The 24,448-nt window shown below is 70.1% G+C and carries 20 protein-coding genes and 1 pseudogene; 11 read left to right on the forward strand and 10 right to left on the reverse strand.

The window, feature by feature from the left end; all coding sequences use genetic code 11:
* A pseudogene (locus WBA97_RS15735) lies at positions 1-189 on the forward strand (hypothetical protein); the annotation flags it as partial.
* 201 nt (positions 190-390) lie between these two features.
* Here WBA97_RS15735 and WBA97_RS15740 read toward each other — a convergent pair.
* The gene (locus tag WBA97_RS15740; protein ID WP_424231555.1) at positions 391-1,488 is read right to left on the reverse strand and encodes an MFS transporter; all 1,098 of its coding nucleotides are present in this window, start codon (positions 1,486-1,488) and stop codon (positions 391-393) included.
* Between the two features lie 80 nt (positions 1,489-1,568).
* Here WBA97_RS15740 and WBA97_RS15745 point away from each other — a divergent pair, with 80 nt between their 5' ends.
* Positions 1,569-2,645, forward strand: a complete 1,077-nt coding sequence (locus tag WBA97_RS15745) for an ADP-ribosylglycohydrolase family protein (protein WP_424231556.1) — start codon at positions 1,569-1,571, stop codon at positions 2,643-2,645.
* On the opposite strand, the gene WBA97_RS15750 is transcribed toward WBA97_RS15745, so the two are convergent.
* Both WBA97_RS15750 and WBA97_RS15755 read right to left on the reverse strand, forming a co-directional pair.
* A complete protein-coding gene (locus tag WBA97_RS15750) occupies positions 2,630-4,081 on the reverse strand; it encodes a M20/M25/M40 family metallo-hydrolase (RefSeq protein WP_424231593.1) in 1,452 nt (483 codons plus the stop codon). The two genes, WBA97_RS15745 and WBA97_RS15750, sit on opposite strands and share 16 nt — an antisense overlap.
* 7 nt (positions 4,082-4,088) lie before the next feature.
* Positions 4,089-4,238 carry a hypothetical protein gene (locus WBA97_RS15755; RefSeq protein ID WP_424231557.1) on the reverse strand — a complete coding sequence of 50 codons (150 nt, stop codon included), beginning with the start codon at positions 4,236-4,238 and terminating at the stop codon, positions 4,089-4,091.
* Positions 4,239-4,665: 427 nt separating this feature from the next.
* Between WBA97_RS15755 and pdhA the strand changes: the two genes are divergently transcribed.
* From pdhA to WBA97_RS15770, 3 genes are read left to right on the forward strand one after another with little or no spacing between them, the layout of a single operon-like run.
* Positions 4,666-5,871, forward strand: coding sequence for a pyruvate dehydrogenase (acetyl-transferring) E1 component subunit alpha (gene pdhA / locus WBA97_RS15760; RefSeq protein WP_424231558.1), 1,206 nt, complete (start codon positions 4,666-4,668; stop codon positions 5,869-5,871).
* Positions 5,871-6,887, forward strand: a complete 1,017-nt coding sequence (locus WBA97_RS15765) for an alpha-ketoacid dehydrogenase subunit beta (RefSeq protein WP_424231559.1) — start codon at positions 5,871-5,873, stop codon at positions 6,885-6,887. Before pdhA ends, WBA97_RS15765 begins: the two co-directional genes overlap by 1 nt.
* Positions 6,888-6,890: 3 nt before the next feature.
* On the forward strand, positions 6,891-8,198 hold the full coding sequence (locus tag WBA97_RS15770; protein WP_424231560.1) for a dihydrolipoamide acetyltransferase family protein: 1,308 nt from the start codon (positions 6,891-6,893) through the stop codon (positions 8,196-8,198).
* Here WBA97_RS15770 and WBA97_RS15775 read toward each other — a convergent pair.
* Both WBA97_RS15775 and WBA97_RS15780 read right to left on the reverse strand, forming a co-directional pair.
* The gene (locus tag WBA97_RS15775; RefSeq protein WP_424231561.1) at positions 8,136-9,482 is read right to left on the reverse strand and encodes a pentapeptide repeat-containing protein; all 1,347 of its coding nucleotides are present in this window, start codon (positions 9,480-9,482) and stop codon (positions 8,136-8,138) included. The two genes, WBA97_RS15770 and WBA97_RS15775, sit on opposite strands and share 63 nt — an antisense overlap.
* Before the next feature lie 22 nt (positions 9,483-9,504).
* Positions 9,505-10,122 (reverse strand): SCP2 sterol-binding domain-containing protein, encoded by a 618-nt coding sequence (locus tag WBA97_RS15780; RefSeq protein WP_424231562.1) that lies wholly within the window; start codon positions 10,120-10,122, stop codon positions 9,505-9,507.
* Positions 10,123-10,219: 97 nt separating this feature from the next.
* Here WBA97_RS15780 and WBA97_RS15785 point away from each other — a divergent pair, with 97 nt between their 5' ends.
* The gene (locus tag WBA97_RS15785) at positions 10,220-10,876 is read left to right on the forward strand and encodes a TetR/AcrR family transcriptional regulator (RefSeq protein WP_424231563.1); all 657 of its coding nucleotides are present in this window, start codon (positions 10,220-10,222) and stop codon (positions 10,874-10,876) included.
* A gap of 12 nt (positions 10,877-10,888) precedes the next feature.
* On the opposite strand, the gene WBA97_RS15790 is transcribed toward WBA97_RS15785, so the two are convergent.
* Both WBA97_RS15790 and WBA97_RS15795 read right to left on the reverse strand, forming a co-directional pair.
* Positions 10,889-11,728, reverse strand: a complete 840-nt coding sequence (locus WBA97_RS15790) for a MaoC family dehydratase (RefSeq protein ID WP_424231594.1) — start codon at positions 11,726-11,728, stop codon at positions 10,889-10,891.
* A complete protein-coding gene (locus tag WBA97_RS15795; RefSeq protein ID WP_424231564.1) occupies positions 11,728-13,050 on the reverse strand; it encodes a 3-oxoacyl-ACP reductase in 1,323 nt (440 codons plus the stop codon). The genes WBA97_RS15790 and WBA97_RS15795 overlap by 1 nt, the downstream gene beginning before the upstream one ends.
* Before the next feature lie 105 nt (positions 13,051-13,155).
* On the opposite strand from WBA97_RS15795, the gene WBA97_RS15800 reads away from it, so the two are divergent.
* A complete protein-coding gene (locus tag WBA97_RS15800; protein WP_424231565.1) occupies positions 13,156-14,439 on the forward strand; it encodes an acetyl-CoA C-acetyltransferase in 1,284 nt (427 codons plus the stop codon).
* A 669-nt stretch (positions 14,440-15,108) separates the two neighbouring features.
* Here WBA97_RS15800 and WBA97_RS15805 read toward each other — a convergent pair.
* Both WBA97_RS15805 and WBA97_RS15810 read right to left on the reverse strand, forming a co-directional pair.
* The gene (locus tag WBA97_RS15805; protein WP_424231566.1) at positions 15,109-15,255 is read right to left on the reverse strand and encodes a hypothetical protein; all 147 of its coding nucleotides are present in this window, start codon (positions 15,253-15,255) and stop codon (positions 15,109-15,111) included.
* 228 nt (positions 15,256-15,483) lie between these two features.
* Positions 15,484-16,680 carry an AAA family ATPase gene (locus WBA97_RS15810; RefSeq protein ID WP_424231567.1) on the reverse strand — a complete coding sequence of 399 codons (1,197 nt, stop codon included), beginning with the start codon at positions 16,678-16,680 and terminating at the stop codon, positions 15,484-15,486.
* Between the two features lie 136 nt (positions 16,681-16,816).
* On the opposite strand from WBA97_RS15810, the gene WBA97_RS15815 reads away from it, so the two are divergent.
* The 4 genes from WBA97_RS15815 to WBA97_RS15830 are packed head-to-tail and all read left to right on the forward strand — an operon-like array spanning position 16,817 to position 23,536.
* Positions 16,817-20,950, forward strand: coding sequence for an NEW3 domain-containing protein (locus tag WBA97_RS15815; RefSeq protein ID WP_424231568.1), 4,134 nt, complete (start codon positions 16,817-16,819; stop codon positions 20,948-20,950).
* Entirely contained in the window at positions 20,947-21,702 is a 756-nt protein-coding gene (locus WBA97_RS15820; RefSeq protein ID WP_424231569.1) for a peptidylprolyl isomerase, read from the forward strand. Before WBA97_RS15815 ends, WBA97_RS15820 begins: the two co-directional genes overlap by 4 nt.
* A 3-nt stretch (positions 21,703-21,705) precedes the next feature.
* The gene (locus WBA97_RS15825; protein WP_424231570.1) at positions 21,706-22,575 is read left to right on the forward strand and encodes an ROK family protein; all 870 of its coding nucleotides are present in this window, start codon (positions 21,706-21,708) and stop codon (positions 22,573-22,575) included.
* A 34-nt stretch (positions 22,576-22,609) separates the two neighbouring features.
* Positions 22,610-23,536: a bifunctional helix-turn-helix transcriptional regulator/GNAT family N-acetyltransferase gene (locus WBA97_RS15830; protein ID WP_424231571.1), complete on the forward strand. Its 927-nt coding sequence runs from the start codon at positions 22,610-22,612 to the stop codon at positions 23,534-23,536.
* A gap of 126 nt (positions 23,537-23,662) precedes the next feature.
* Here WBA97_RS15830 and WBA97_RS15835 read toward each other — a convergent pair whose 3' ends face one another.
* Positions 23,663-24,253 (reverse strand): peroxidase-related enzyme, encoded by a 591-nt coding sequence (locus WBA97_RS15835; RefSeq protein ID WP_424231572.1) that lies wholly within the window; start codon positions 24,251-24,253, stop codon positions 23,663-23,665.
* Between the last annotated feature and the right edge of the window lie 195 nt (positions 24,254-24,448).

Genomic DNA, 24,448 nt, shown 5'->3' on the forward strand with positions numbered 1-24,448 from the left:
ACCATCGACCTGGTCGGCACCATCGGCCGACACGTCCTGGCAAACCTCATGCCCGCCCGACGACTGCGGGTCTGCCCGCGCATCGTCAAACGCGCCATCTCCAAATACCAAGCTCGCGGCCCCAACATCGACCGAACCAGCTACAAAGCCACCATCAGCATCCACATCCTGACACCGGCAGACCCTTGACCAGCACCACAACCACCTAACTTCACGGCCTTGGAGCTAGTGCCCCGTTCAGGTGGATTGGGGTGATTATCGGTGGATCCCGGTGTTCGCTGGCAAGGCGCCGGAAGGTCCTCGTACCGGGTTGTACTCGGGCCTTTCGGCAACGCGGCCAGCGGGCGGCGGGGCCGTCGAGAATCGTGCCGCATCCGCCTGGACGGGGCACTAGCGCGCTGACACCACGAACACCACCGCCACCGCGCCGTAGAGCCACATCGCCGGGCCAAGGCCCGTGTGGTCCGCCAGCAGACCGATCACCAGCGGGGTCGTCACGCCGACCTGGCTCACCGCCTCCGCCACCGACGACGTCGCACCCGCCTGGCCGGGGCGGAGCGTCATGTACCGCGCCTGCAGGATGATCCACGCCAGGTTCACCGCAGCGCCCACCAACGCCATCGCGATCGCCGCCGTCACCGTGGCCGGCGCCAGCAACAGCAGGAACACGCCCGCCGCCAACGCCACCGCGCACGTCCGCAGGCCTGCCCGCCGTCCGTTCGTCCGGCTCGCCCACGCGGCCGCGGCCACCCCGCCCGTCAGGCCCGCGCCCGTCGCCACCGTCGCCAGTGCCGGGCTCAGGTCCTGCTCGGTGATCAGGAACGCCACCGCGAAGCCGATGAAGGTGTCGTCGAACGCCACGATCACCGCCACCAGCAGCCCGGCGACGATCACCCTGCGGTCGCGGACGACCGACATCAGCGCACCCAGCGCGCTCTGCTCCTCCTCCTCGCGCACCGGGCGGGGCAGCGGCCGCGTCGCCAGCCACACCCCGTACGCCACCATCATCAGGCCGGCCGTCCAGAACGCCGCCCGCCAGCCCAGGCCCGACCACAACGCGGTCGCCAGCAGCAGCGGGCCCGCCAGGTCGCCCACCGCGGCCAGCAGGTTCGCCCGTGCCAGCGCCGGTTCCACGTTGTCGCCCGCGATCTCCACCAGCGACACTTCTCCCGCGGTCACCAGCAGGTCGCCGAGTGTCCCCATCACGCAGACCGCGGCGAACAGCGTCCGGAAGTCGCCGGCCGCCGCGAACAGGAACAGGCCCGCGCCGGAGCCGAGGCCGCCGATCGCCGCCAGAACCCTGCGATCGCAGCGGTCCACCAGCACGCCGAAAGGCGTTGTCAGCAGTCCTATGCCGGGATACAGGAACAGCAGGAACCCTGCCTGTGCATACGTCAGGTCGACGTCCGCGCGGATGGACTCCACCGCCGCGTAGGGCAGGTAGGCCACCGTCTCGTCGAAGAAGCGCACCAGAAGCAGCGACGCCACCAGCGTCGCCGGGAACCTCGGTGCTAGGTCAGATCAATGTCGGAACCATGCGCGCATGCGAGTGATCGTAGCCTTGGCCGATGATCGACGACGACCGATTTCTGGGCTGCGTCCTCGCGGGCGCGGTGGGGGACGCCCTCGGCGCACCCGTCGAGTTCCTCACCATCGAGGCCATCCGCCACCGGTTCGGTCCGGACGGCACCACCGGCTACGAAGAGGCGTACGGCGGCCGGGGCACCATCACCGACGACACCCAGATGACCCTCTTCACCCTCGAAGGGCTCATCCGGGGCCACCGCGGCGAGCACGATGATCGCTTCGTGGCGCGAAACAGCAGGTACAGCGCCCCCATGCAGCACGCCTACCAGCGGTGGCTGCACACGCAGGGCATGGAGCCGCGCTGGGCCGACAACGGCGGGGTGTTCGCCACCAAACCAGAACCGGACGGCTGGCTGATCACCAACAGGGGCCTGTTCGCCATGCGTGCGCCCGGCAACACGGTCACCCGGGCACTCCGCGCCTTCTCCCTCGGCAAGCCACGCGGCTCGTTCGACAACCGGCTCAACGACTCCAAGGGCTGCGGCGCGGTGATGCGTGCCGCGCCCTACGCGCTGCTCGGCGACGACGCGTTCGCCTTCGCCGTCGGGAACGGGCTCCTGACCCACGGCCACCCGAGCGGCTATCTGTCCGCCGGCGCGCTCGCGCACCTCGTCCACCTGCTCCTGCACGACGCCCCGCTGCCCGACGCGATCGCCGCCACCAGGGCGGAACTGCTGACCTGGGACGGGCACGATGAGCAGGTCGCCGCGCTCGATGCCGCGGTCGCGCACGGCAGGCCGACCCCGGAGTCGATCGCTGACCAGCTCGGCGGCGGCTGGACCGGTGAGGAGGCGCTCGCGATCGCGGTCGCCGCCGCGCTCGCCGCGGCGGACATGCGCGACGGGCTGCTGCTCGCCGTCAACCACTCCGGCGACAGCGACTCCACCGGCGCGATCTGCGGCAACATCCTCGGCGCCATGCAGGGCACCAGGGCGATCCCGCCGGAGTGGCTGGCGGAGCTGGAGCTGCGCGCCGTGATCGAGCAGGTGACCAGGGACGCGCTCGCCGAGTTCTGCGAGGCGCCCCCGGACTGGGGTGACCGCTACCCGCCTACCTGAGCGGAGCTCGACGCGTGCGCGTCCAGCAGGTGGGCGATCGACTCCGTGACGCGCTTGGCGTGCGGGATGTGCAGCCACTCGTCCGGCACGTGCGGGTTGCTGTCGTTCGCGAGCGCGCCCGTGACCACGAACTGCGCCTTCGGGTACGCCACCGCCAGTGAGCCCATGAACGGGATCGAGCCGCCGAGCCGCATGGTCAGCCACTGGTTGCCGCCGAACACCGACTCACTGAGCGCGTCCAGCGCCGAAGCCAGCCACGGCGCGGTGGGCGGCGCGTTCCAGCCAGGACCGGTCTCCGGCCCGGACACGGTGACCTTCGCGCCGTAGGGCACGTCGGTGGTGAGAGCCCGCTCGACCGCCGCGAGCGCGGTCTTCGGGTCGGCCGACGGCGGCAGGCGGAAGCTCAGCTTCAGCGTGGTGAACGGGCGCAGGACGTTGCCCGCGTCCGCCGGCAGCGGCAGGCCCGCCGCGCCGATGACCGACAGCGTCGGCCGCCACGCGTTGTTGACCATCAGCTCGTAGTCGTCGTCCGAGGCCGGGGACATGCCGTCGACCAGTGCGAACGCCGCCTTCGCCGCGCCGGGCGCGAGGTCGGCGAGCGCCTTCATCTCCGCGTCGCGCTCCGGCGGGATGGGACCGTGCAACTCGGGCAGCAGAAGCTCACCGGTGGTGGCGTCCTCGATGCGGTCCAGCAGCTGCCGCATGATCCGGAACGAGCTGGGCACGATGCCGCTTGCCGAACCGGAGTGCTGGCCGGACTCCATGACCTGCACGGTCACCGTGGTCGACACGAGGCCGCGCAGGGACGTGGTCAGCCACAACCGCTCGTAGTCCTGGCCGCCGGAGTCCAGGCACACGACCAGCGAGATGTCGCCGAGCCGCTCGCGGTACGCCTCGAGATAGGCCTCCAGGTCCGGGCTGCCGGACTCCTCGCTGGTCTCCAGCAGCACCAGGCAGCGTGCGTGCTTGCCGCCCGCCGCACGCAGCGCCTCGATAGCGGCCGACGCCGCGTAGCCCGAGTAGCCGTCGTCCGCGGATCCGCGCCCGTACAGCCGGTCGCCGCGGATCACCGGGGTCCACGCGTCGAGGCCCTCCGACCAGCCACCGACCGGCGGCTGCTTGTCGAGGTGGCCGTAGAGCAACACGGTGCCGCCGTCGGCGGGCATGCCATCGGACGCGGGCACGTCCATCAGCACGACCGGGGTGCGTTCCGGCAGCCGGAGGATCTCGACGCTCGCGCCGGGGATCTCGCGCGCGGCGAGCCAGTCGCGGACGTGTTCCGCGGCGGCGTCGAGGTGGCCGTTCTCGGCCCAGTTCGCGTCGAACACCACCGACACGGCGGGGATCCTCACCAGCTCGGACAGGCTCGGCAGGATCTCCGCGTCCCATGTCCGTTCGACAGTTGTGTGTACCTGTGCGTTGTCCACCCTGGCGATACTGCCACTACCAGGCGTCACGCAGCACCGACGGCTCCGGCTCCGGCTCGGGGAGCTGTCGCGGCGCGATCGACGAGAGGATCTCGTCGGCAGCCTGTGCCGCGTCCTCCAGAGCCTCCTCGGCCCGTCGCACTCGCTCGTCCCGCCAGTCCACCATTACCGAAGCGTAGTTCGGCTCCGCCGGTCATCGAGCGGGGACGACTATGATGGGCGGTGACGCAGATCACTTTTCCCGGCGAGGTGGTCGGCTGGAGGCCGGAACCGGCGCCGTGCGGACTTGGGGACAGTACGGCGGACGACTGCTCTGAGCTGCCTCGTTCACTGCCTGCCAGGAGGTGGTCACGCGCCCGCCCATGAACGCCCTAATGTCGGTTGTCCTACGGTTTCCGCAGCTCAGCGCGTCGCGAACGCCAAGATGCCGACGTTCGGATCTCAACAGACCGGGCTGACGCATGCCAGGATGATCCCCGAAACCGTCAGCGCCAGCGGCGGTCGAACCTCCCCTACCCGGGTTGGTGACCGTTGGTGGTGCGGCCGCGCGGGCGCCACAAGCGAACGCCCGGCGTCGACAACTAGGAGAACGAATGTCGTCCCCAGAACAGTGGACGCACCCGGAACCCGGAGTCGGACCGGCCGCCACCGCGGCCAAGCCGACCGCGGAGCAGGTGATTGCCGGTTTGCGCGCAACGAGCGAGGGTGGCCCGGAGCTGGTGCAGCTCCTCACGCCGGAAGGCGAGCGGGTCGCCGACAGCCGATGGGACCCCTACGTCGCCGACGTCACCGCCGAGGACCTGCGGAACCTCTACCGCGACATGGTCCTGACGAGGCGGGTCGACCGTGAGGCGAACGCGCTGCAGCGGCAGGGGCAGCTCGGTATCTGGGTGCCGCTGCTGGGCCAGGAGGCCGCGCAGATCGGCTCCGGCCGGGCATTGAAACCACAGGACATGGCGTTCCCGAGCTACCGGGAACACGGCGTGGCGTGGACCAGGGGGGTCAAGCCGACGGACCTGCTCGGCATCTTCCGCGGCACCGACCACGGCAGCTGGGACCCGATCGCGAGCCGCTTCCACCTGTACACGATCGTCATCGGCAATCAGGTGCTCAACGCCGCCGGTTACGCGATGGGCCAGCGCTTCGAGGGCAAGGTAGGCGACGACGACGGCGAGGCCACGATCGTCTACTTCGGTGACGGCGCCACCTCGCAGGGCGACGTGCACGAGGGCTTCGTGTGGGCGTCGGTGTACGACGCGCCGCTCGTGTTCTTCTGCCAGAACAACCAGTGGGCCATCTCCGAGCCCACCGAACGCCAGTCGCGGCTGCCGCTGTACCAGCGCGCACGCGGCTACGGCTTCCCCGGCATCCGGGTCGACGGCAACGACGTCCTCGCGACGCTCGCCGTGTCCCGCTGGGCGCTCGACGAGTGCCGCCACGGCAACGGTCCCGTGCTGATCGAGGCGTTCACCTACCGCATGGACGCCCACACCACGACCGACGACCCGACCCGCTACCGGCTCTCCGACGAGCTGGAGGCGTGGAAGCTGAAGGACCCGATCGAGCGGGTCCGCGTGAACCTGGTCCGGCACGAGCAGGCCGACCATGACTTCTTCGACTCGGTGCAGGCCGAGTCCGACCAGCTCGCGGCCGAACTGCGCGAGTTCTGCCAGAACATGCCCGAGCCGCCGCACAAGCGGATGTTCTCCGAGGTGTACGCGGAGGCCAGCCCGGTGCTGGACGCGCAGCGCGACGCCTTCCTGGAGTACACGGCCGGGTTCGCGGGGGGTGAGCACTGATGGCGGCGCCAGTCATGAACAAGTCGGAAAAGTCCCAGAAGATCCAGACCATCACGCTGGGCAAGAGCCTGAACCTGGGCCTGCGTGCCGCCATGGAGGCGGACCCGAAGGTCATCATCATGGGTGAGGACGTCGGCAAGCTCGGCGGTGTCTTCCGCATCACCGACGGGCTGCAGAAGGACTTCGGGGAGCAGCGCGTGCTGGACACGCCGCTCGCGGAGTCCGGCATCATCGGCACGGCGGTGGGTCTCGCGATCCGCGGGTTCCGGCCGGTGTGCGAGATCCAGTTCGACGGCTTCATCTTCCCCGCGTTCGACCAGATCGTGTCGCAGGTGGCGAAGCTGCGGTTCCGCAGCCAGGGCAAGATCAACCTGCCGATGGTGATCCGGGTGCCGTTCGGCGGTGGCATCGGCGCGGTCGAGCACCACTCCGAGTCGCCGGAGTCGTACTTCGCGCACACCGCGGGCCTCAAGGTGGTGTCGTGTGCCAACCCGGTCGACGCCTACTGGATGATCCAGCAGGCCATCCAGTGCGACGACCCGGTGCTGTTCTTCGAGCCGAAGCGGCGCTACTACGAGAAGGCTGAGCTGGACTTCGACGCGAAGCCGGAGCCGCTGTTCACCTCCCGCGTCCTGCGCAGGGGCACGCACGCCACGATCGCCACGTACGGGCCGATGGTGAAGACGTGCCTGGAGTCCGCGGCCGCCGCGGCCGAGGAGGGCAAGGAGCTCGAGGTCATCGACCTGCGTGCGCTCTCCCCGATGGACCTCACGCCGGTGTACGAGTCGGTGCGCCGCACGGGGCACCTGGTGGTGGTGTCGGAGGCGCCGTCCGAGGCGTCGCTGTCGTCGGAGATCGCCGCACGCGTGCAGCAGGAGTGCTTCTACTCCCTCGAGGCGCCGGTCCTGCGCGTGACGGGCTTCGACACGCCGTACCCGCCGTCGAAGCTCGAGGAGGAGTTCCTCCCCAGCCTCGACCGGGTGCTGGACGCCGTCGACCGCTCGCTGGGCTGGTGAGGCATGCCTGACTTCAAGGTGTTCCCCCTGCCCGACACGGCGGAGGGCCTGGTCGACGCCGAGATCCTGACCTGGCACATCAAGCCGGGTGACGAGGTCAAGGTCAACCAGATCATCGTCGAGATCGAGACGGCCAAGGCGGCGGTCGAGCTGCCGTGCCCGTGGGCCGGTGTGGTGACGGAGCTGCACGCGGAGACCGGTCAGACGGTCATCGTCGGCGAGCCGATCGTGACCATCGACGTCGACCCGGGCGGTGCCGCCGCACCCGCGAAGGCACCCGCGCCCGCCGCGCAGGCGGAGAGCAACGGGCAGGCCATGCTCGTCGGCTACGGCCCGAAGGCGTCGACCGCGAAGCGGCGTCCCCGCAAGGACACCGCCCCGGTGGCGACCGCGCCACCGCCGGTCGTGGCGCCGGAGCCGATCACCGTGCCGGACTCGCCCGCCGCGCTGCTGGACCCGGCGGCACTGGTGCCGCTGGCGAAGCCGCCGGTGCGCAAGCTGGCCAAGGACCTCGGCGTCGACCTGCGGTCGCTGGCCGGGTCGGGCGTGATCACCCGCGAGGACGTGGCACGCGCGGCGAGCGGCCCTGCTGCCGCGCCCGCGCCGGTCGCGTCCGGTGACCGCGAACGACGGGTGCCGGTCAAGGGTGTGCGGAAGATGACCGCGCAGGCCATGGTCGGCAGCGCGTTCACGGCTCCGCACGTGACCGAGTTCCTGACGGTCGACGTCACGCCGATGATGGAGCTGCGGGCTCGCCTGAAGACCCACCCCGCGTTCCGCGACGTCAAGATCACCCCGCTGACGTTCGCCGCGAAGGCCGTGTGCCTGGCGGCGCGCCGGACCCCCGACGTCAACGCGACGTGGGCCGGCGAGGAGATCGTCTACAAGGACTACGTCCACCTCGGCATCGCGGCCGCGACGCCGCGCGGCCTGGTGGTACCGAAGGTCCGCGACGCCGACGCGATGTCACTGCACGAGCTGGCGGTCGCGCTCGAGGAGCTGACCCGCGTGGCCCGCGACGGCAAGACCACGCCGGCGGACATGCTCAACGGGACGATCACGATCACCAACGTCGGCGTGTTCGGCGTCGACACCGGCACGCCGATCATCAACCCCGGCGAGTCCGCGATCCTCGCGCTCGGCGCGATCAAGGACATGCCGTGGGTGGTCGACGGTGAGATCAAGGTCCGGAAGGTGTGCCAGCTGTCGCTGAGCTTCGACCACCGCGTGGTCGACGGCCAGCAGGGCTCACAGTTCCTCGCGGACGTCGGCGCCATCCTGGCCGACCCCGCCATGGCCATCACGTTCTGACGGACGGGGCGTGTCGTCGGGAATGACGGCACGCCCCCGCCAGATCCGGTTCGGCAGCGGCACTTCGACCTCAGCGTTCCTGGCCTCGATCCGCCGCAGGTCGAACGATGGGTACCTCACCTCGACAGGCTTGACCCAGAGGTTGCTGCGTTCCAGTACCAGGTCTCGCAACACGACCCGGCCATGCACCACGTAGATGTTCACCAACGTCACCGGTGAGCGCTCCATCACGCAGCCGACAAAGTGGATGCTGCCTCGGGTCCAGTCCTGTGCCCGGCCACGTAGCCGGTCGACCAGCCTGCGGTCGTCCAGCACTGATCCGAACTGGCCGTATTCGAAGTTGACCGGAGCGTTCTCGAACACGCAGCCATCGAAACGAAGCATGCCCGGATCGACGATGATCTCCTGCGCCCTGACCCGCCGCTCGAACACACAGTGTTCGAACTCGATCCGGCCGCCATCGACCCGCACCGCACCAAGCTCGAGCACGGTGCTGAACACCGAATTCCGGAACGTGGCCGCTCGACGGAACACCGCGTCGCGAAAGTCGGTCATCGTGGCCCCGAAGACCGTGGCGTGGCAGCGAAGCTGACCCCTGAACCTGGTGTCCGCGAACGACGTCCGCTCGCCGCTGAACGTCACGTCGTCCAGCGTCACCGTGCCGCGAAAGGTGAACCCGCCGAAGTCCATGTCGATGAGCTTCATCCCGGTGAAGTCGAAGTCGACGTCGCACCACGGGGAATTACTGGTCAGTCGCTCGCGGAACATCCGGAAGATCGTGTCCACGACGTCGGTCTCACCGGAGCCGGACAGCCGCAGATACGCGATCAGGACCTCGACGCACCTCTGGCGGCCTTCGTCCCAGTCGTCGGCGAGGCCCGCCAGTGCGTAGACACCCGCCAACCGGACCTGTGCGCGTTCGTGGGCCAGCTGCTCGGCCGCGGCGGCGAAGCGTTCGTTGAGGAGCTTGGACTTCTCGCGCTCTTCCTGCCGGAGCGCCAGCCGGTGGTCGCCCTCGGCGACCCGCTGTTTGCGGTGGTTGACCGACAGCAGGACCACGCCGCCGAAGCCCGCGATGACCGCCAGGACGATCTTCAGCAGCTCGACCACCTCGCCGGCCGTGAACTCCGCCGAACTCGGCAGGCTCGGCCAGCCGAACACCCACAGCAGGAGCGCGCTCGTGCCCGCGCCGACCAGCAGGGCCACCACGAGCCAGCCGAGGATGGAGAGTGTCATCGAACCCGCCGACGCGTCGGCGTGGCGGTCGCGGCCCCGGGATCTCATCGACGTCGGAGCCTACCGGCGGTCAGCCGTCGCCGAGGCCGGGTCGCGGGAGGTCGAAGTAGTTGATCAGGCCTGCCGCGAACGCGATGTCGCCCTTGACCTTCACCTTGCCGCGCATGAAGAGCATCGCCACGTTGACGCTGCCGGTCACCGCGCGCAGGAAGTCCGTCGGCGACAGGGTGAGCGTGACGCGCGCGTCGGCCGTCGGGTCCTGGCCGGACGTGCACGTGCCGTTCTCGATCACCGTCTCGTAGCGGTCGTAGCCACCCTCGCCGGTGCCGCCGGACAGGCGCCAGTGCACGACCGCGGACAGCGTCGCCGCCTTCACCGGGTCAAGGTGCTCGCCCATCCGCCGGAAGATCTCCTCGAAGACGACGCCGCGCAGGTGCTGGTGCGACATCAGGTGTTCCAGCTGCGGGGTGGACGCCTGCGACACGAACCACACGAACGTGTCCGTGCGCATGGCCGCCAGCTCGATGCCTGTGCCCACCCGGCCCAGCATGTCGAGCACGTCGATCAGCTGCACGAACTGCTTCTCGTCGAGCCGCACCGGGTCGACCGCACGCGCGAACGCGTCGATGTCGACGGTGCTCTCCACCACCGGCCCACTCGGCGCCGATGGCTTGTGACTGAATCGCATATTCCACCTTATCTACTGGCGGGTAACGCTACGTTCGACTCTGTACCCTGGCAAGGATTTCTCGAACCGCAGGAGGACCCGTGGAGAAGAGTGTCTGATGGATCACTCCGCAAGCTCCGTTCACGAGCGTCGGCGGGTCAAGCGACTGCCGCGCGAGGTTCGCGAGCGGCAGATCCTCGACGCAGCGGTCCTGGTGTTCTCCGACCACGGCTACCACAACGCGTCGATGGACGAGATCTCCGACGTCGCGGGTGTCTCCAAGCCGATGATCTACGCGTACCTGGGGTCGAAGGAAGACCTGTTCGCCGCGTGCATCCACCGCGAGGCCACCCGGCTGCTCGAGGCCATCGCGGGCGGCGTGCGCACGGAACTGCCAGCTGACATGCAGCTCTGGCACGGCCTCGGCGCGTTCTTCGAGTACGTCGGCGAGCACCGGGAGAGCTGGCAGGTGCTGCACCGGCAGGCCATCTCCCAGGGCGGGCCGTTCTCCGAGGAGCTGCTGGGCATGCGCCGCCAGGCGATCAGCCTGGTCGACACGCTCCTGGTCCGGGTCGCCACGAAGGAGGGTCTGGACCGGGGCGCCACCGAGTCGCTCGCCGCCGCGCTGGTCGGCGCCGCCGAGTCGCTCGCCGACTGGTGGCTCGACAACCCGGACGTGCCGAGCCGGGCCGTCGCGTCGCGGCTGATGAACCTCGCGTGGATGGGGTTCGGCGGTCTCGTCGAGGGCAACACCTGGCACCCAAGCGGAGAATAGTTGCAGTCCGTTTCAGCGTGGGCCGCTGATGGTCCCCGACAGGTGCGGCTTGCCGCTCTTCGCACCGAACAGCTCGAACCGCCTGCCGTCGCCGTCCTCGTGCACCGCGAAACCGACCTTCGCGGGCAGCAGCACCGGCAGCTTGAACGCGACGTCCACCGTGTACGCGTCCGGTAGCCGGCCCTCGAACGCCGCGAGGCAGCGCGCCTTCGTCCACATGCCGTGCGCGATCGCCATCGGGAAGCCGAACATCTTCGCGGTCAGCTTGTACAGGTGGATCGGGTTGCGGTCCCCGGACACCTCGCCGTAGCGGCGGCCGATGTCGTCCGGCACGGACCAGATCGCCGTCGGCGCGGGGGGTTCCGTCTTCTCGGTCCGCTCCTTGCGGCCCTCGCCGCCACCCCGGCGGAGGTAGGTGGACACGTCGGTCCACACGACCTCGCCGTCCACCAGCGCCTCGCTGACCATGTCGAACTGGCGGCCACGCGGGTGGTCGCGCAGGTTCTCCAGGTGCACGCGCAGGTCGAGCGGCTCGTCGATGCGCAGCGGGCGGGCCTGCGTGATCCGGTTGGCCACGTGCACTGAGCCGACGAGCGGGAACGGGAAGTCGCCGCCCGCCATCAGCTTGATCTGCATCGGGTACGTGAGCAGGTGCGGGTAGGTGACCGGCAGCTCGTCGCTCAGCCGGAACCCGCACACCCGGTTGTAGGCGGCCAAGTGCGCGGAATCGGTGCGCACACCCGACATCGTGTACACGGTGCCGGGCAGCTCGCCGCCCTTGCGGCGGAAGCCGGTGAGGACGGCCTTCGGGTACAGGACCCGGAGGCTGGGCCGCGACGACAGCTCGACCATCACGCCCCCAGGAGGCTCTGGCCGCACACGCGCACGACGTTGCCGTTGACCGCGGCCGACGCGGGACTCGCGTACCAGGCGATGGTCTCCGCGACGTCGACCGGCAGGCCGCCCTGCGAGAGGCTGCTCATCCGGCGGCCGGCCTCGCGGATGAACAGCGGCACCGCCGCGGTCATCTTGGTCTCGATGAACCCGGGCGCGACCGCGTTGATCGTGGCCCCGCGCCCGGCGAGCACCGGTGCGTACGCGTCGACCATGCCGATCACGCCCGCCTTGCTGGTGCCGTAGTTGGTCTGCCCGTTGTTGCCCGCGATACCGGCGATCGACGAGACGCCGATGATCCGCCCGTTCGGTCGCAGCACGTCCTCGGCGAGCAGTGCGTCGTTGACGGCGAGCTGGCTGGACAGGTTGACCGCGAGGACGGCGTCCCACGCGGCGTCCTTCATGTTGGCGAGCTTCTTGTCCCGGGTGATGCCCGCGTTGTGGACCACGATGTCGACGCCACCGTGCCGGTCACGCAGGTACTGGACGAGCTGCGCGGGTGCCGTGCCGGTAGTGATGTCGAGCTGGAGCGCGGCACCCTTGATCTTGTTGGCGACGTCGGACAGCTCGGCGCCCTGCGCGGGGATGTCGAGCGCGACGACGTGCGCGCCGTCGCGGGCCAGCACCTCGGCGATCGACGCGCCGATCCCGCGCGACGCACCGGTGACGAGCGCGACCCTGCCTGCGAGCGGCCGGTCCCAGTCGTCGGGCACGACGGTGTCGCCGCCGTGCGTGCCGATACGGATGACCTGCGCGTCGACGAACGCAGACTTGGCGGAGAGCACGAACCGCAACGTCGACTCGGCGGCGGCCTCGAAGCCCGGCGCGACGTAGACGAGCTGCACGGTGGCGCCCTTGCGCAGCTCCTTGCCCACCGAACGCGTGAACCCCTCGAGCGCACGCTGGGCGATGGCGTCCCGGCCGCTGCCCGACGGTGGCGTGCCGAGCACGACGACGCGCCCGCAGGTGCCGATCTTGCGCATGAGCGGGTGGAAGAAGTCGTACAGCTCACGCAGCCGGGCGGGGTCGTCGATGTCGGTGGCGTCGAAGACCAGCGCGGCGTAGCGGTCGGCGTCGGCGGCCTCCTCGGCACCGAGCGCCTTGAGCACGGTGCGCACGGTGTCGGCCAGCCTGCCATTGCCGCCGACGAGCGCGGGCCCGTCCAGCACGGGATCGCCTGGCACGTGCCGCCGCAGCGGCGTGGGGTCGGGCAGGCCGAGCCGGCGGACGACCTGCCGGCCGAGGCCGGACCGGGCAAACTGCTGGTAGCGGTCGGTCATGATGCTCCGCTTCTGACGTGTTCGGGGCCTCACTCGACGTCTAGCCTACTCACGAGTAGGTTGGGAGTGCCAGCCGGGACAAGTCCGCAGGGGTGTGATCGAGACATGACGCGCAAGGTGGCGATCGTCGGGGGCAACCGAATCCCGTTCGCCCGGTCCAACAAGCACTACGCGACGGCGTCCAACCAGGACATGTTCACCTCGGCACTGGACGGCCTGGTGAGCCGCTTCGGCCTGCAGGATGAACGACTTGGCGAGGTGGCGGCCGGTGCGGTGCTGAAGCACAGCAGGGACTTCAACCTGGCGCGCGAGTGCGTGCTCGGCTCCCGCCTGTCCCCGGAGACACCGGCGAACGACGTGCAGCAGGCGTGCGGCACGGGCCTGCAGGCAGTGATCCAGGTGGCGAACAAGATCGCCCTGGGCCAGATCGAGTCCGGCGTGGCAGGCGGCGTGGACACGACGAGCGACGCACCACTTGGCGTGAACGAGGACCTGCGCCAGGTCTTCCTGGAACTGAACCGGGCCAGGTCGATCGGTGCTCGTATGAAGGCACTGGCCAAGATCCGCCCGACGCAGATGGTCCCGGACATCCCCCGCAACGCGGAGCCGCGCACGGGCCTGTCGATGGGCGAACACGCGGCCATCACGGCCAAGGAGTGGGGAATCACCCGCGAAGCCCAGGACGAGCTGGCGGCCGCGTCCCACCAGAAGCTGGCGGCGGCCTACGAACGAGGTTTCTTCGGCGACCTGCTGACCCCGTACCAGGGCCTGACCCGCGACGCGAACCTCCGAGCCGACTCGACCGCCGGCAAGCTGGCCAAACTGAAGCCGGCCTTCGGTGGCAAGGACGGCACCATGACCGCGGGCAACTCGACCCCGCTGACCGACGGCGCATCAACGGTCCTGCTGGCGTCGGAGGAATGGGCAAAGGAACGAAGCCTGCCGATCCTGGCGTACCTGACCCACTCGGAAACCGCCGCGGTCGACTACGTACACGGCCATGAGGGCCTGCTGATGGCCCCCGCGTACGCGGTGCCGAGGATGCTGGCCCGAGCAGGCCTGACCCTGCAGGACTTCGACTTCTACGAGATCCACGAAGCGTTCGCGTCACAGGTCCTGGCCACCCTGGCCGCATGGGAAGACGCCGACTTCGCCAAAACCCGCCTTGGCCTGGACGAACCCCCAGGCGCCATCGACCGCACAAAACTGAACGTCAACGGCTCATCCCTGGCAGCAGGCCACCCCTTCGCCGCCACCGGCGGCCGCATAACAGCCACCCTGGCCAAACTCCTACACGAAAACGGCAAAAGCAAAGGCAAAGGCCGAGGCCTGATCTCCATCTGCGCAGCAGGAGGCCAAGGCACAACAGCAATCCTGGAAGCCCCGTAAGCACCCAAGGACAGGACTGAGTTAACCCCAGGGCTTGACACAGCCCTGGCGGACACGGCTGAACAGGCCCGCCGGACAGGGTGACAGCAAGACGGACCGAGCCGCCAAAGCGGGCGAGGCACAGCAAGCCGGACCAGCAAAAGGCAGAGCAGCCAAGCCAGCCGAGCACGGCCGAACAGGCACGCAGGCTCGCGCTGTCAAGCCAGGCAAGGCCAAGTCAGGCAGAGCCAGACCGTGTTCGCCCGGACCGGTCCGGGATAGGCCGGATAGGCCGGGCCAGGTCGGGCCGGGTTGGCCGGGTTGGGTTGCGATGGGGCCGGACCGGAATTGACTGAGCTGCTTTGGACGGAGTCAACCAAGCCAGGGCACAGGAAACCGGACCAAGTCAGGGCAAGAACGAAGCCGAAGGCAAGAGCGAAGCCGAAGGCAAGGCAAGATCGACAAACGCACGGGAGCTGGGTCAAGAGTGACCGCACCGTGGGGGGTTTGGGGGGCTCGGCCCCCCAACGTGATGACGAAAGGGGCGGCTGCGAAGGTGCGGAACGCACCGAGCACCGGTGAAGAAACCCCGTAGTGCTGCCAGGTCGGGGGTCCGCCAGCACTACGGGGTCAACCGGAACATCGTGGGGCGACCCACGGGTGTTACACGGCTTCGGAAAAAGTTTTGGGTTACCGGATCGTGGTGGCCTGGCGCTGCGCCATGATCAGGATCTCGTCGCGCATCGCGGGGGTGGCGGCGGTGGCGATCGCGTGGTTCACCGCCCGGCGGTTGCGGGACTCGACGCGGCGGGCGCGGAGCTTGGCGGCGATGTTCATGGTGTTCTGCACTCCCTCATTCGTGCTCTGCTGGGTTCTCCAGCCACTGACCATTATGCCTCCTACAACGCATCAAGTCACCCGTTTATTCGGTGAAGCGGCACACACTCCGATGAATCATCGGTGACTGTCTAGAACCACAGGACGTGGGACGATACTACGATCCGAGTCGATGCAGTCGTATCTGACTCTCTAGCGTTAGAGCTAGACAGCTGGATAGAACGGCAGTCAGTCGTCCATGTTCAGCAGGTACCGGCCGAAGTGCGGCACCGTGAACGCGATTCGCCCGCGTTCGGCGGAGAAGATCAGCCCCTTCTTGATGAGGCTGTCGCGGGCAGGCGACAGGGACGACGGCTTCCTGCCCAGGTGGCTGGCTATGTCCGCGGTCGCGGCGCCCTCGTCGGTCTTGCCCTTCGTCAGCTCCGCCATGGCGCGCAGGTACTCGCGCTCGGCGGGGGTGGCTCGTTCGTAGCGGGAGCCGAAGAAGCCGACCGCCAGCTCTGCCTCCGCCTCCGGGGCGGCCACACCGACGTCCTCTGCCGTGATCGGGTCGCTTGGTGCCGCGTCCCATGCCGCTTTTCCGTACGCCTGGATGAAGTACGGGTAGCCGCCCGCCGCGTCGAAGAGTGCGTCCAGCGCCTCGTCGGTGATGGTCGCGTCCTCGCGGGACACCGGGGCCACCACCGCCTGGTCCGCGTCCGCGCGGTCGAGGCGGTCGATGCGCACGTATCTGAAGAGGCGTTCCGAGTACGACTTCGACGCCGACAACACCGCGGGCAGGTGCGGCAGACCCGCGCCCACCACCACGAACGGCGCGCCGGACTGTGACAGCTCGTGGCAGGCCGCGCAGAGTGCCGAGATGTCATCGGCCATGACGTCCTGCATCTCGTCGATCAGCAGCGCGACGCCGGTGCCGACGTCCTGCGCCAGCTCCGCGACATCGGTGAACAGCTCGACCAGGTCGATCTCGATGTCGCCGGAGTCGGCGCGGCCCTGGGTGGGCGGCACGTCGATGCCCGGCTGCCACCGGTCACGGAGCTTCGAGTCGCTGGGGCTGGCGCGCAGCGCGAACGCCTTCAGTACACCGAGTACCTGCTCGACACGGTCCGGTGCGCGGTGGCGGACTGCCAGGTCGCGGACGGCTCTGTGCAGTGCGGCCGACAGGGGGCGGCGGAGTCCCGCGTCCGGGCGGGCCTCGATCTTGCCTGCGCCCCAGCCTCGGCGGATGGCCATCGAGCGGAGTTCGCCGAGCAACACCGTCTTGCCGACGCCACGCAGACCGGTCAGGACCAGGCTGCGTTCCGGGCGGCCACGCGCGACCCGTTCGAGCACGACGTCGAACGCCGCGACTTCCTTCTCACGGCCAGCAAGCTCAGGGGGTCGCTGACCTGCTCCAGGGGCGAACGGATTGCGCACCGGGTCCACGCATCAGACGTTATCCGGCTTTCTAGGAAGATCCCGATATTGAGGCAGAAAGACCTACGGCGTGTCGTGGGACACAGATGGACAAGATCGCTCCGGCGGGTTGTGTGTTGATGTTCGAGGCACCACAGTGCGAGCCATGGGTGTTGTCTCCGTGGAGTCGACCGAGTTGTTCATCGGGTCGGTCGAGGCTCCGCTTCAGGTTGTCCGGGTTTCGTGGGAGGCGGTCGGGGCCGCTCGGGTGTACGTCGAGGGACAGGGTGTCTCGACGCCGTCACCTGTGGAAGTCGTCGCGGCCGGGCACGCCGGGGTGGAGGTGGGGGTCGACACCCACGGGGCCGCGCCGGGTACCCGGATCCCCGCGCGGGTGGTGATCGAGGGCAGCGGCGACACCGCGTTCGAGCTGCTCGTCGCCGAGCCCGGCTGGACCATGCACATGGTCTCCCACTTCCACTACGACCCGGTCTGGTGGAACACCCAGGCCGCCTACACGACCGCGTGGGACGAGCTGGACTTCCCCGGCTCGCACCGCGGTGCCCGCCAGCTCGCCGGGTTCGACCTGGTCAGGGCGCATCTGGATCTCGCGCTCGCCGAGCAGGACTACTGCTTCGTGCTCGCCGAGGTCGACTACCTGAAGCCGTACTGGGACACCTATCCCGCCGACCGCGAGGTGTTACGGCGCCTGCTCGCCGAGGGCCGCGTCGAGGTCATGGGCGGTGCGTACAACGAACCCAACACGAACCTGACCGACCCGGAGACGACCGTGCGGAACTTCGTGCACGGCATGGGGTTCCAGCGCGACGTGTTCGGTGGGCGGCCCGACACCGCATGGCAGCTCGACGCGTTCGGGCACGACCCCGCCTTCCCCGGGTTCGCCGCCGACGCCGGGCTCACCAGCAGCTCGTGGGCCCGCGGCCCGTTCCACCAGTGGGGCCCGATGGAGAAGACGGGCACGGACCGGGGCGACCCGACGCGCATGCAGTTCCCGAGCGAGTTCGAGTGGATCTCCCCGTCCGGCAAGGGCCTGCTGACCGCCTACATGACCGACCACTACGGCTCCGGCTGGGCGATGGACTCCGCGACCACCCTCGACGCCGCGGCCGACGCCGCCTACGAGGAGTTCCTCGAGCTGAAGAAGGTCACCTCCGCGAAGCACGTGCTGCTGCCGGTCGGCGGGGACTACACGCCACCGAACAAGTGGATCACCGATCTGCACAGGGACTGGGCACGGCGCTACGTGTGGCCGCGGTTCGTGTGCTCGCTGCCGAGGGACTTCTTCGCCGCCGTCCGCGCGGAGTTCGCCGAGCGCGGGGAGGAGCCGACGCCGCAGACCCGGGACATGAACCCGATCTACACCGGCAAGGACGTCTCCTACATCGACACCAAGCAGGCACAGCGCGCCGCCGAGGCCGCACTGCTGGAGGCCGAGCCGTTCGCCGCGTTCGCCACTATCCTCGCGGGCGCCGACTACCCGGACGCGGCGCTCGCGAAGGCGTGGGTGCAGCTCGCGTACGGCGCGCACCACGACGCCATCACCGGATCCGAGTCCGACCAGGTGTACCTGGACCTGGTCACGAGCTGGCGGGACGCGCACGACCTCGCGACCGGCGTCCGCGACGGCGCGCTGACCGTCCTGTCGGGACTCGTAGAGCTGCCGCCGGGCACCGGGAAGCCCGTGGTGGTCTGGAATCCACTCAACCACGAGCGGACGGACACGGTCACGGTGAAGCTCGCCGAGCCGGTGTCCGGTGCGAGCGTCATCGACGACGCCGGCGCCGAACTTCCCGCGCTGGTGGCGAACGGGACGGTCACGTTCCTCGCCGAGGGGGTGCCGCCGTTGGGGTGGCGGGTGTTCCGGCTCGCGGCGTCCACGCGGGACGACCAGGGCTGGGCCGGGGTCGGCGGTGACACCGCGGCGAGCGACCGGTTCCTGGTGACGGTCGACCCGGCGCGCGGTGGTGGCGTACGCAGCCTGGTCTCGGCCGGAAAAGAGCTGATCACGCCGGGTGCGGTCGGCAACGAGCTGGCCCTGTACGAGGAATACCACGACCATCCGACGTTCGGCGAGGGCCCGTGGCACCTGCTGCCGAAGGGCCCGGTGACCACGTCGGCGTCGACGGCGGCCACGGTGACCGTCGAACGCAGCCCGGTCGGCGAGCGGATCACGGCGAAGGGCCAGGTCGGGGCCGTCCGGTACACGCAGACGATCACGTTGTGGCAGGGCGTCGACCGGGTCGACTGCATCACGACGGTCGACGAGTTCACCGGCGAGGACCAGCTCCTTCGCGTGCGCTGGCCGTGCGCGGTGCCCGGTGCGCTGCCGGTCAGCGAGGTCGGGAACGCCGTGGTGGGGCGGGGTTTCGGGCTCATCGACGTCGACTCGGCGCAACACCCGTGGACGCTGGACAACCCGGCGCACACGTGGTTCGGCCTGTCCGCCGCCGCGTCGCTCCGGCTGGCGGACGGTGCGCTGCGGCCGATCGGCGTCGCCGAGATCATCGTGCCGACGGAGGCGGAGGCGGCGCCGCTGGCCCGTGAGCTGGCGGTCGCGCTGGCCAGGTCGGGGGTGACGTCGACGGTCAGCAGCGCGGCCGGGGCGCGGTACGGCGACCTCGGGGTCGACTCGAACCTGCCGGACGTGCGGATCACGCTTGGCGGGCCGGAGGTCAACGCGTTCACCGCGGAAGTGGTGGCACGGTCGGGAATCAGCGGCGAGGGCGTCTACTGGGTGCCGCCCGAGAAGCCGCTTTCCGAGGTGTGGCAGCCGAGCGCGGACCTGCGGGACGCGCGGACACTGGGTGTCCTCGTGGTGCCGACCGACCGCATTCAGTCCATTGTGGACGATCTGGTGGACCACGTGATCGACGTGGGTGCCGGCACACCGGGGCAGGACGAGTACGCGGGCCGCTCCGTGGCACTGCTGAACCGCGGCCTGCCCGGCTTCGCCGTCGACTCGGCGGGCACACTGCACGCGTCTCTGCTGCGGTCGTGCACCGGCTGGCCGTCCGGGGTGTGGATCGACCCGCCGCGCCGCACGGTGCCGGACGGGTCGAACTTCCAGTTGCAGCACTGGACCCACGAGTTCCGGTACGCGCTCGCGGCCGGGGACGGGGACTGGCGCGGCGCGGGAATCGCCGAGAACAGCGCGGAGTTCAGCCGCCCGCTGCACGCGGTGATCACGATGGACGGTGGCACCCGAGGACTGCCTGCCCGGGGTTCGCTGCTGCGTGCCGAGCCCGCCGACCGCGTGCGGCTTGCCGCGGTGAAGGCGGCGGGCAACCCCCTGACCCGCGGTTCCGCCGCCCAGACCGACCCGCGCGAGTGCCTCGCCATCCGGGTCGTCGCGCACACCGGCGCGCCTGCGGCCGCGACGCTCGCCTCCGACGTGGTCGCGTTGTCCGACCTCACCGCCGCGAACCTGCTCGAGGAACCCGGCTCGCCGGTGCCCGGCCCGATCGAGGTCGCTGGGTGCGACGCGGTCACCGTGCTCGCGCGGCCGACGGTCGGCTGGTCCACTGTGGATGGTGGGGTGCTCGGGCCGGAAGCTGAGCCCGTCCAGCCGCTGTACGCGAAGTACTGGCTGCACAACCGGGGTCCCGCGCCGCTGGGCGGCTTGCCACTGGCTGTGCACGTCAACCCGGTCAAGGCCGAACCCGGCACACCGCTGACGGTGACGGTCGCCTCCGACGCCACCGACGTCGACCTGCACGGGTACGTCCGGATCGGGTTGCCCGACGGGTGGACGGCAGAGCCCGCCGAGGTGCCGTTCGGGCTGCCGCCGGGCGGGCACCTGACCGAAGACGTGGCCGTGACTCCGCCCGCCGACGCCGAACCGGGCCGCTATCCGGTGCGCGTGCGGGTCGAACCGGCAGGGGACGCGCTGCCCGCGAGCTGGCGGCAGGTGGTGGAGGACGTGGCCGTGGTGACCGTCGGCTCGGCGCTGGCACAGGAGAGCCTGATCCGGCTGTCCGCCGACCCGGAGCCGGTGCGGCTGGCCAGGGGGGAACGCGGGCGGCTGGCCGTTCGGGTGGCGTCGGCGGCGAGCGCGCCGATCACGCTCGAGGCCGCGCTCGTGAGCCCGTGGGAGACCTGGGAGTTCGCCGGTCCCCGGCTCGTCGGCGCCGAACTGCCCGCGCACGGCGAGGTGGAGCTGGCGTTCGACGTGATGGTGCCGCCGTGGGCCGCGCCGGGCAGCTGGTGGGCGCTGGTCCGCGTGGCAGGTGCGGGCCGGCTGCTGTACTCGCCAGCGGTGCCGCTGGAGGTGACCCCGTGACGGCCGTGGCGTGGGTGTCCGGCGACCCCGTCGACGTGTCCGAAGTGGACACATTGGAGTCCGGCCTGCGGGCAGGACCCGTCGGGCCGACCCTGCCGAGGGAGCACACCAGCGAGGGACGGCAGCTGCGCCGCTGGATCGTGCAGGTGCTGGTGGCGGAGCGGCTCGTCGCGGCGGAAGCCGAGGCACGCGGGCTCGACGCGGCCGACGCACCCGGCCTCTTCGACCTCGCGCCGGACCGGGCCGCGATGCTCGGGCTCGGCAGCGTCGCGGCGGACCTGCTGACGCGGAGTCCTTTGGCGCGCAAGGTGTTCGTGGCGGTGACCGAGCAGGTGGCTGTACCGCCGGTCGCGGAGTTCTACGAGCGGAACCCGGAGCGGTTCCGGGTGCGGGAGGAGCGGGTCGTGACGCACACGATCGGCGGCGGGACACCGCGGCGGCGGGTGCTGCGACGCGGGCAGCTGGCCGGGCCGGTCGAGGACGCCGTGTTCGCGGCCGCCGCCGGGGACACGGTCGGGCCGGTGCGGGATCCGCTCGGCACGCACACCGTGGTGGTCGAGGAGGTGCGGCCCGCGCGGGTGCGAGCACTCGCGCAGGTGCGGGACGAGATCGCCGCGCACCTGCTGGCGGCCGCGCGGCGGCGGGCGTTCACGGCGTGGCTGGACGTGCACGCGGCGGCGGAGGCCGAGCTGGCGCCCGGGTTCGAGCACCCCGGCGATCCCGGCCAGCCCGACAACACCCACCGGCACTGAACCGTGCTGGCGCTGGACATCGGCGGCACGAAGATCGCCGGGGGACTTGTCGGCAGGGACGGCACGCTGCTGCGGCACGCGACGAGACCGACCGGCACCGACCCGTTCGCCTCGGTCGTGGCCGTGCTGGAGGAGCTGGCACCCGGGCCGGTCGACGGAGTGGGGATCGCGTGCGCCGGGCCCGTGGACACGGTCGCGGGCACGGTGTCACCCATCAACATCCCGTCGTGGCGGGACTTTCCACTGGTGGCACGGGTGCGGGAGCTGACCGGTGCGCCGGTCGCGCTGGCGGGCGACGGGTTGTGCATGGCGCTCGGCGAGCACTGGGTCGGTGCCGGGCAGGGCTCGTCGGCGATGCTCGGGATGGTCGTGTCGACCGGGGTCGGCGGCGGGCTGGTGCTGGGCGGGCGGCCGTTCGGCGGGCGCAGCGGCAACGCCGGGCACGTCGGGCACGTGGTGGTGGAGCCGGACGGCGAGCCGTGCACGTGTGGTGGGCGCGGGTGTGTGGAGACCGTGGCCAGCGGGACGCACCTGGTGCGATGGGCGCGGTCAAGGGGCTGGACCGGCGCTGACGCCGGTGCCCTCGCGGTGGACGCGCGCGCCGGTGATCCCGTGGCGGCGGAGGCGTTCCGGCGGGGCGGGCAGGCCGTCGGGCTGGCGATCACGGCCACCGCCGCGGTGTGCGACCTGGACCTCGTGGTGATCGGCGGTGGCGTGTCGCAGGTGGGTGACCTGCTGTTCGAGCCGGTGCGGGCGACCCTCGCGACGCATGCCCGGCTGTCGTACCTGCGTGAGCTGCGGGTCGAGTCGGCGAGGCTCGGCACGACGGCGGGTCTGTACGGCGCGGCCGCCCTGGCATATTCTTTGACGTAGTCAATGAATTGTTTCACGGGAAACGAGGCTCGCCATGGCCACCACGGTCTCGCCGGACCGTATAGCCGCTGTACGAGCATTCAACCGCAGTTACACCAGGTTCCTCGGCGCACTCGACGAGCACCTGCTGAGCACGCCATTTTCCTTGACTGAGGCAAGAGTCTTGTTCGAACTTGGCCAGCGGGACGAGACCGCGGTGTCGGCGCTGCGACACGCCACCGGACTCGACCCCGGGTACCTGAGCCGCCTGCTCAGCCGGTTCGAGGACAGCGGGTTCGTGCGCCGCGACCGCTCCGGCGCCGACGCGCGGCGGCAGGTCATCCGGCTGACCGGCAAGGGCCGCGACGCGTTCCGAGTACTCGACACCAAGTCGGCGGGGCAGATCCGCGACCTGCTGGCCGACCTGACCGAGGAGGAGCAGGTCCGCCTGGTCGAGGCCATGGAGATGATCCGCAACCGGGTCGACCGGCCGACCTCGCGGCCGGACGTGGCACTGCGTGCCCCCGTGCCGGGCGACTTCGGCTGGGTGATCGAACGCAACGGCGCGCTGTACGCGGCCGAGCACGGGTTCGACTCGTCCTACGAGGCGCTGGTCGCACAGATCGTCGCCGGCTACCTGGCCGAACACGACCCGGTGTGCGAACGGGCGTGGATCGCCGAGATGAACGGCGAGCGGGTCGGCGCGATCTTCTGCGTGCGACAGGACGACACGACCGCGAAGCTGCGACTGCTGCACGTGGAGCCGAGCGCGCGAGGCGCCGGGGTCGGGTCGGTGCTGGTCGAGGAGTGCGTCCGGTTCGCGAGGACCGTCGGGTACCGGGAGATGGAGCTGTGGACGGTGTCGCTGCTCGCACCGGCCCGCCGGATCTACCAGCGGGCCGGGTTCACGCTCGTCGAGGAGGACACCCGGCACCGGTTCGGACAGGAACTGACCGGGCAGACCTGGCACCTCAAGCTCTAGCGCCTGTCCTGTGGATCTTTGTGCGATGGCCTGGGTCTGACCAACAGTGACCTCAGGGGAACGTGACGGCACCCAGCCACCAACCGCCTGCGATCCGCAGCTGTCGCTGGGTCGGGACCAACACTGTTAATGCCGGGGAGGCGGACTATTCCGACCCATCAGGTAGAACTCGTCGTTCGGGCGCAGTGCCGTCAGGTGGGCGATGCGGTTCGACAGGGCGAACAGGGCGGTGATGGCGCCGACGTCCCAGATCTCGTCGTCCGTCAGGCCCGCGTCGCGGGCGTCGTCGAGGTCCTGCTCGCCGAAGGTGTTCGGCTCGACCGCCAGTGCCAGCGCCAGGTCGACGATCGCGCGCTGCCGGTGGTCCAGCTCGACGGTCCACGGGTTGGTGGCGACGCGGTCGGCGATCGTGGGGTCCTTGGCGCGGATGCGCAGGATCGCGCCGTGCGCGACCACGCAGTACGTGCAGCTGTTGGCGCCGGACGTGGCGACGACGACCAGCTCGCGCTCCGCCTTCGAGAGCGTGCTGTCCTCCCGTTCCATCACGGCGTCGTGGTAGTCGAGGAACGCACGCAGCTCGCGTGGCCGGTGCCCGAGTGCGGTGAAGACGTTCGGGACGAAGCCGGACCGGTCGGCGATCGCGTTCACGCGGTCGCGCAGGTCGGCTGGCAGGGCGTCGGGTTCCGCGACGGGGAACCGGCTGATGTTCTCGGCCATCCGTCGATTGTGGGTCTGCCCTGCTTCTGTGGACAAACTGGGTGTGCACAGCGTGGCCGCGGCGTGTCTTCCGTATGCCGTCGGCTTCCCGCCTGGTCACGGGCCGGGGCTCGACTCCACAGGCTGTGCACAGGGTTGTCCACAGGTTGTGGACAACCCTGAAGCCGCCATCCGGGTCCCATGGAAAGGGGACCA

It is taken from the genome of Actinophytocola sp., from assembly GCF_049647105.1.
In the GTDB taxonomy this organism is placed as follows: domain Bacteria; phylum Actinomycetota; class Actinomycetes; order Mycobacteriales; family Pseudonocardiaceae; genus Actinophytocola.

What these genes read in the sequence shown, in the direction of transcription:
- WBA97_RS15745 (WP_424231556.1), top strand. Translation starts at nt 1,569, where the DNA reads ATGATCGACGACGACCGATTTCTGGGCTGCGTCCTCGCGGGCGCGGTG.
- WBA97_RS15755 (WP_424231557.1), bottom strand. Translation starts at nt 4,238, where the DNA reads ATGGTGGACTGGCGGGACGAGCGAGTGCGACGGGCCGAGGAGGCTCTG.
- pdhA (WP_424231558.1), top strand. Translation starts at nt 4,666, where the DNA reads ATGTCGTCCCCAGAACAGTGGACGCACCCGGAACCCGGAGTCGGACCG.
- WBA97_RS15765 (WP_424231559.1), top strand. Translation starts at nt 5,871, where the DNA reads ATGGCGGCGCCAGTCATGAACAAGTCGGAAAAGTCCCAGAAGATCCAG.
- WBA97_RS15770 (WP_424231560.1), top strand. Translation starts at nt 6,891, where the DNA reads ATGCCTGACTTCAAGGTGTTCCCCCTGCCCGACACGGCGGAGGGCCTG.
- WBA97_RS15775 (WP_424231561.1), bottom strand. Translation starts at nt 9,482, where the DNA reads ATGAGATCCCGGGGCCGCGACCGCCACGCCGACGCGTCGGCGGGTTCG.
- WBA97_RS15780 (WP_424231562.1), bottom strand. Translation starts at nt 10,122, where the DNA reads ATGCGATTCAGTCACAAGCCATCGGCGCCGAGTGGGCCGGTGGTGGAG.
- WBA97_RS15785 (WP_424231563.1), top strand. Translation starts at nt 10,220, where the DNA reads ATGGATCACTCCGCAAGCTCCGTTCACGAGCGTCGGCGGGTCAAGCGA.
- WBA97_RS15790 (WP_424231594.1), bottom strand. Translation starts at nt 11,728, where the DNA reads ATGGTCGAGCTGTCGTCGCGGCCCAGCCTCCGGGTCCTGTACCCGAAG.
- WBA97_RS15795 (WP_424231564.1), bottom strand. Translation starts at nt 13,050, where the DNA reads ATGACCGACCGCTACCAGCAGTTTGCCCGGTCCGGCCTCGGCCGGCAG.
- WBA97_RS15800 (WP_424231565.1), top strand. Translation starts at nt 13,156, where the DNA reads ATGACGCGCAAGGTGGCGATCGTCGGGGGCAACCGAATCCCGTTCGCC.
- WBA97_RS15805 (WP_424231566.1), bottom strand. Translation starts at nt 15,255, where the DNA reads ATGAACATCGCCGCCAAGCTCCGCGCCCGCCGCGTCGAGTCCCGCAAC.
- WBA97_RS15815 (WP_424231568.1), top strand. Translation starts at nt 16,817, where the DNA reads ATGGGTGTTGTCTCCGTGGAGTCGACCGAGTTGTTCATCGGGTCGGTC.
- WBA97_RS15830 (WP_424231571.1), top strand. Translation starts at nt 22,610, where the DNA reads ATGGCCACCACGGTCTCGCCGGACCGTATAGCCGCTGTACGAGCATTC.
- WBA97_RS15835 (WP_424231572.1), bottom strand. Translation starts at nt 24,253, where the DNA reads ATGGCCGAGAACATCAGCCGGTTCCCCGTCGCGGAACCCGACGCCCTG.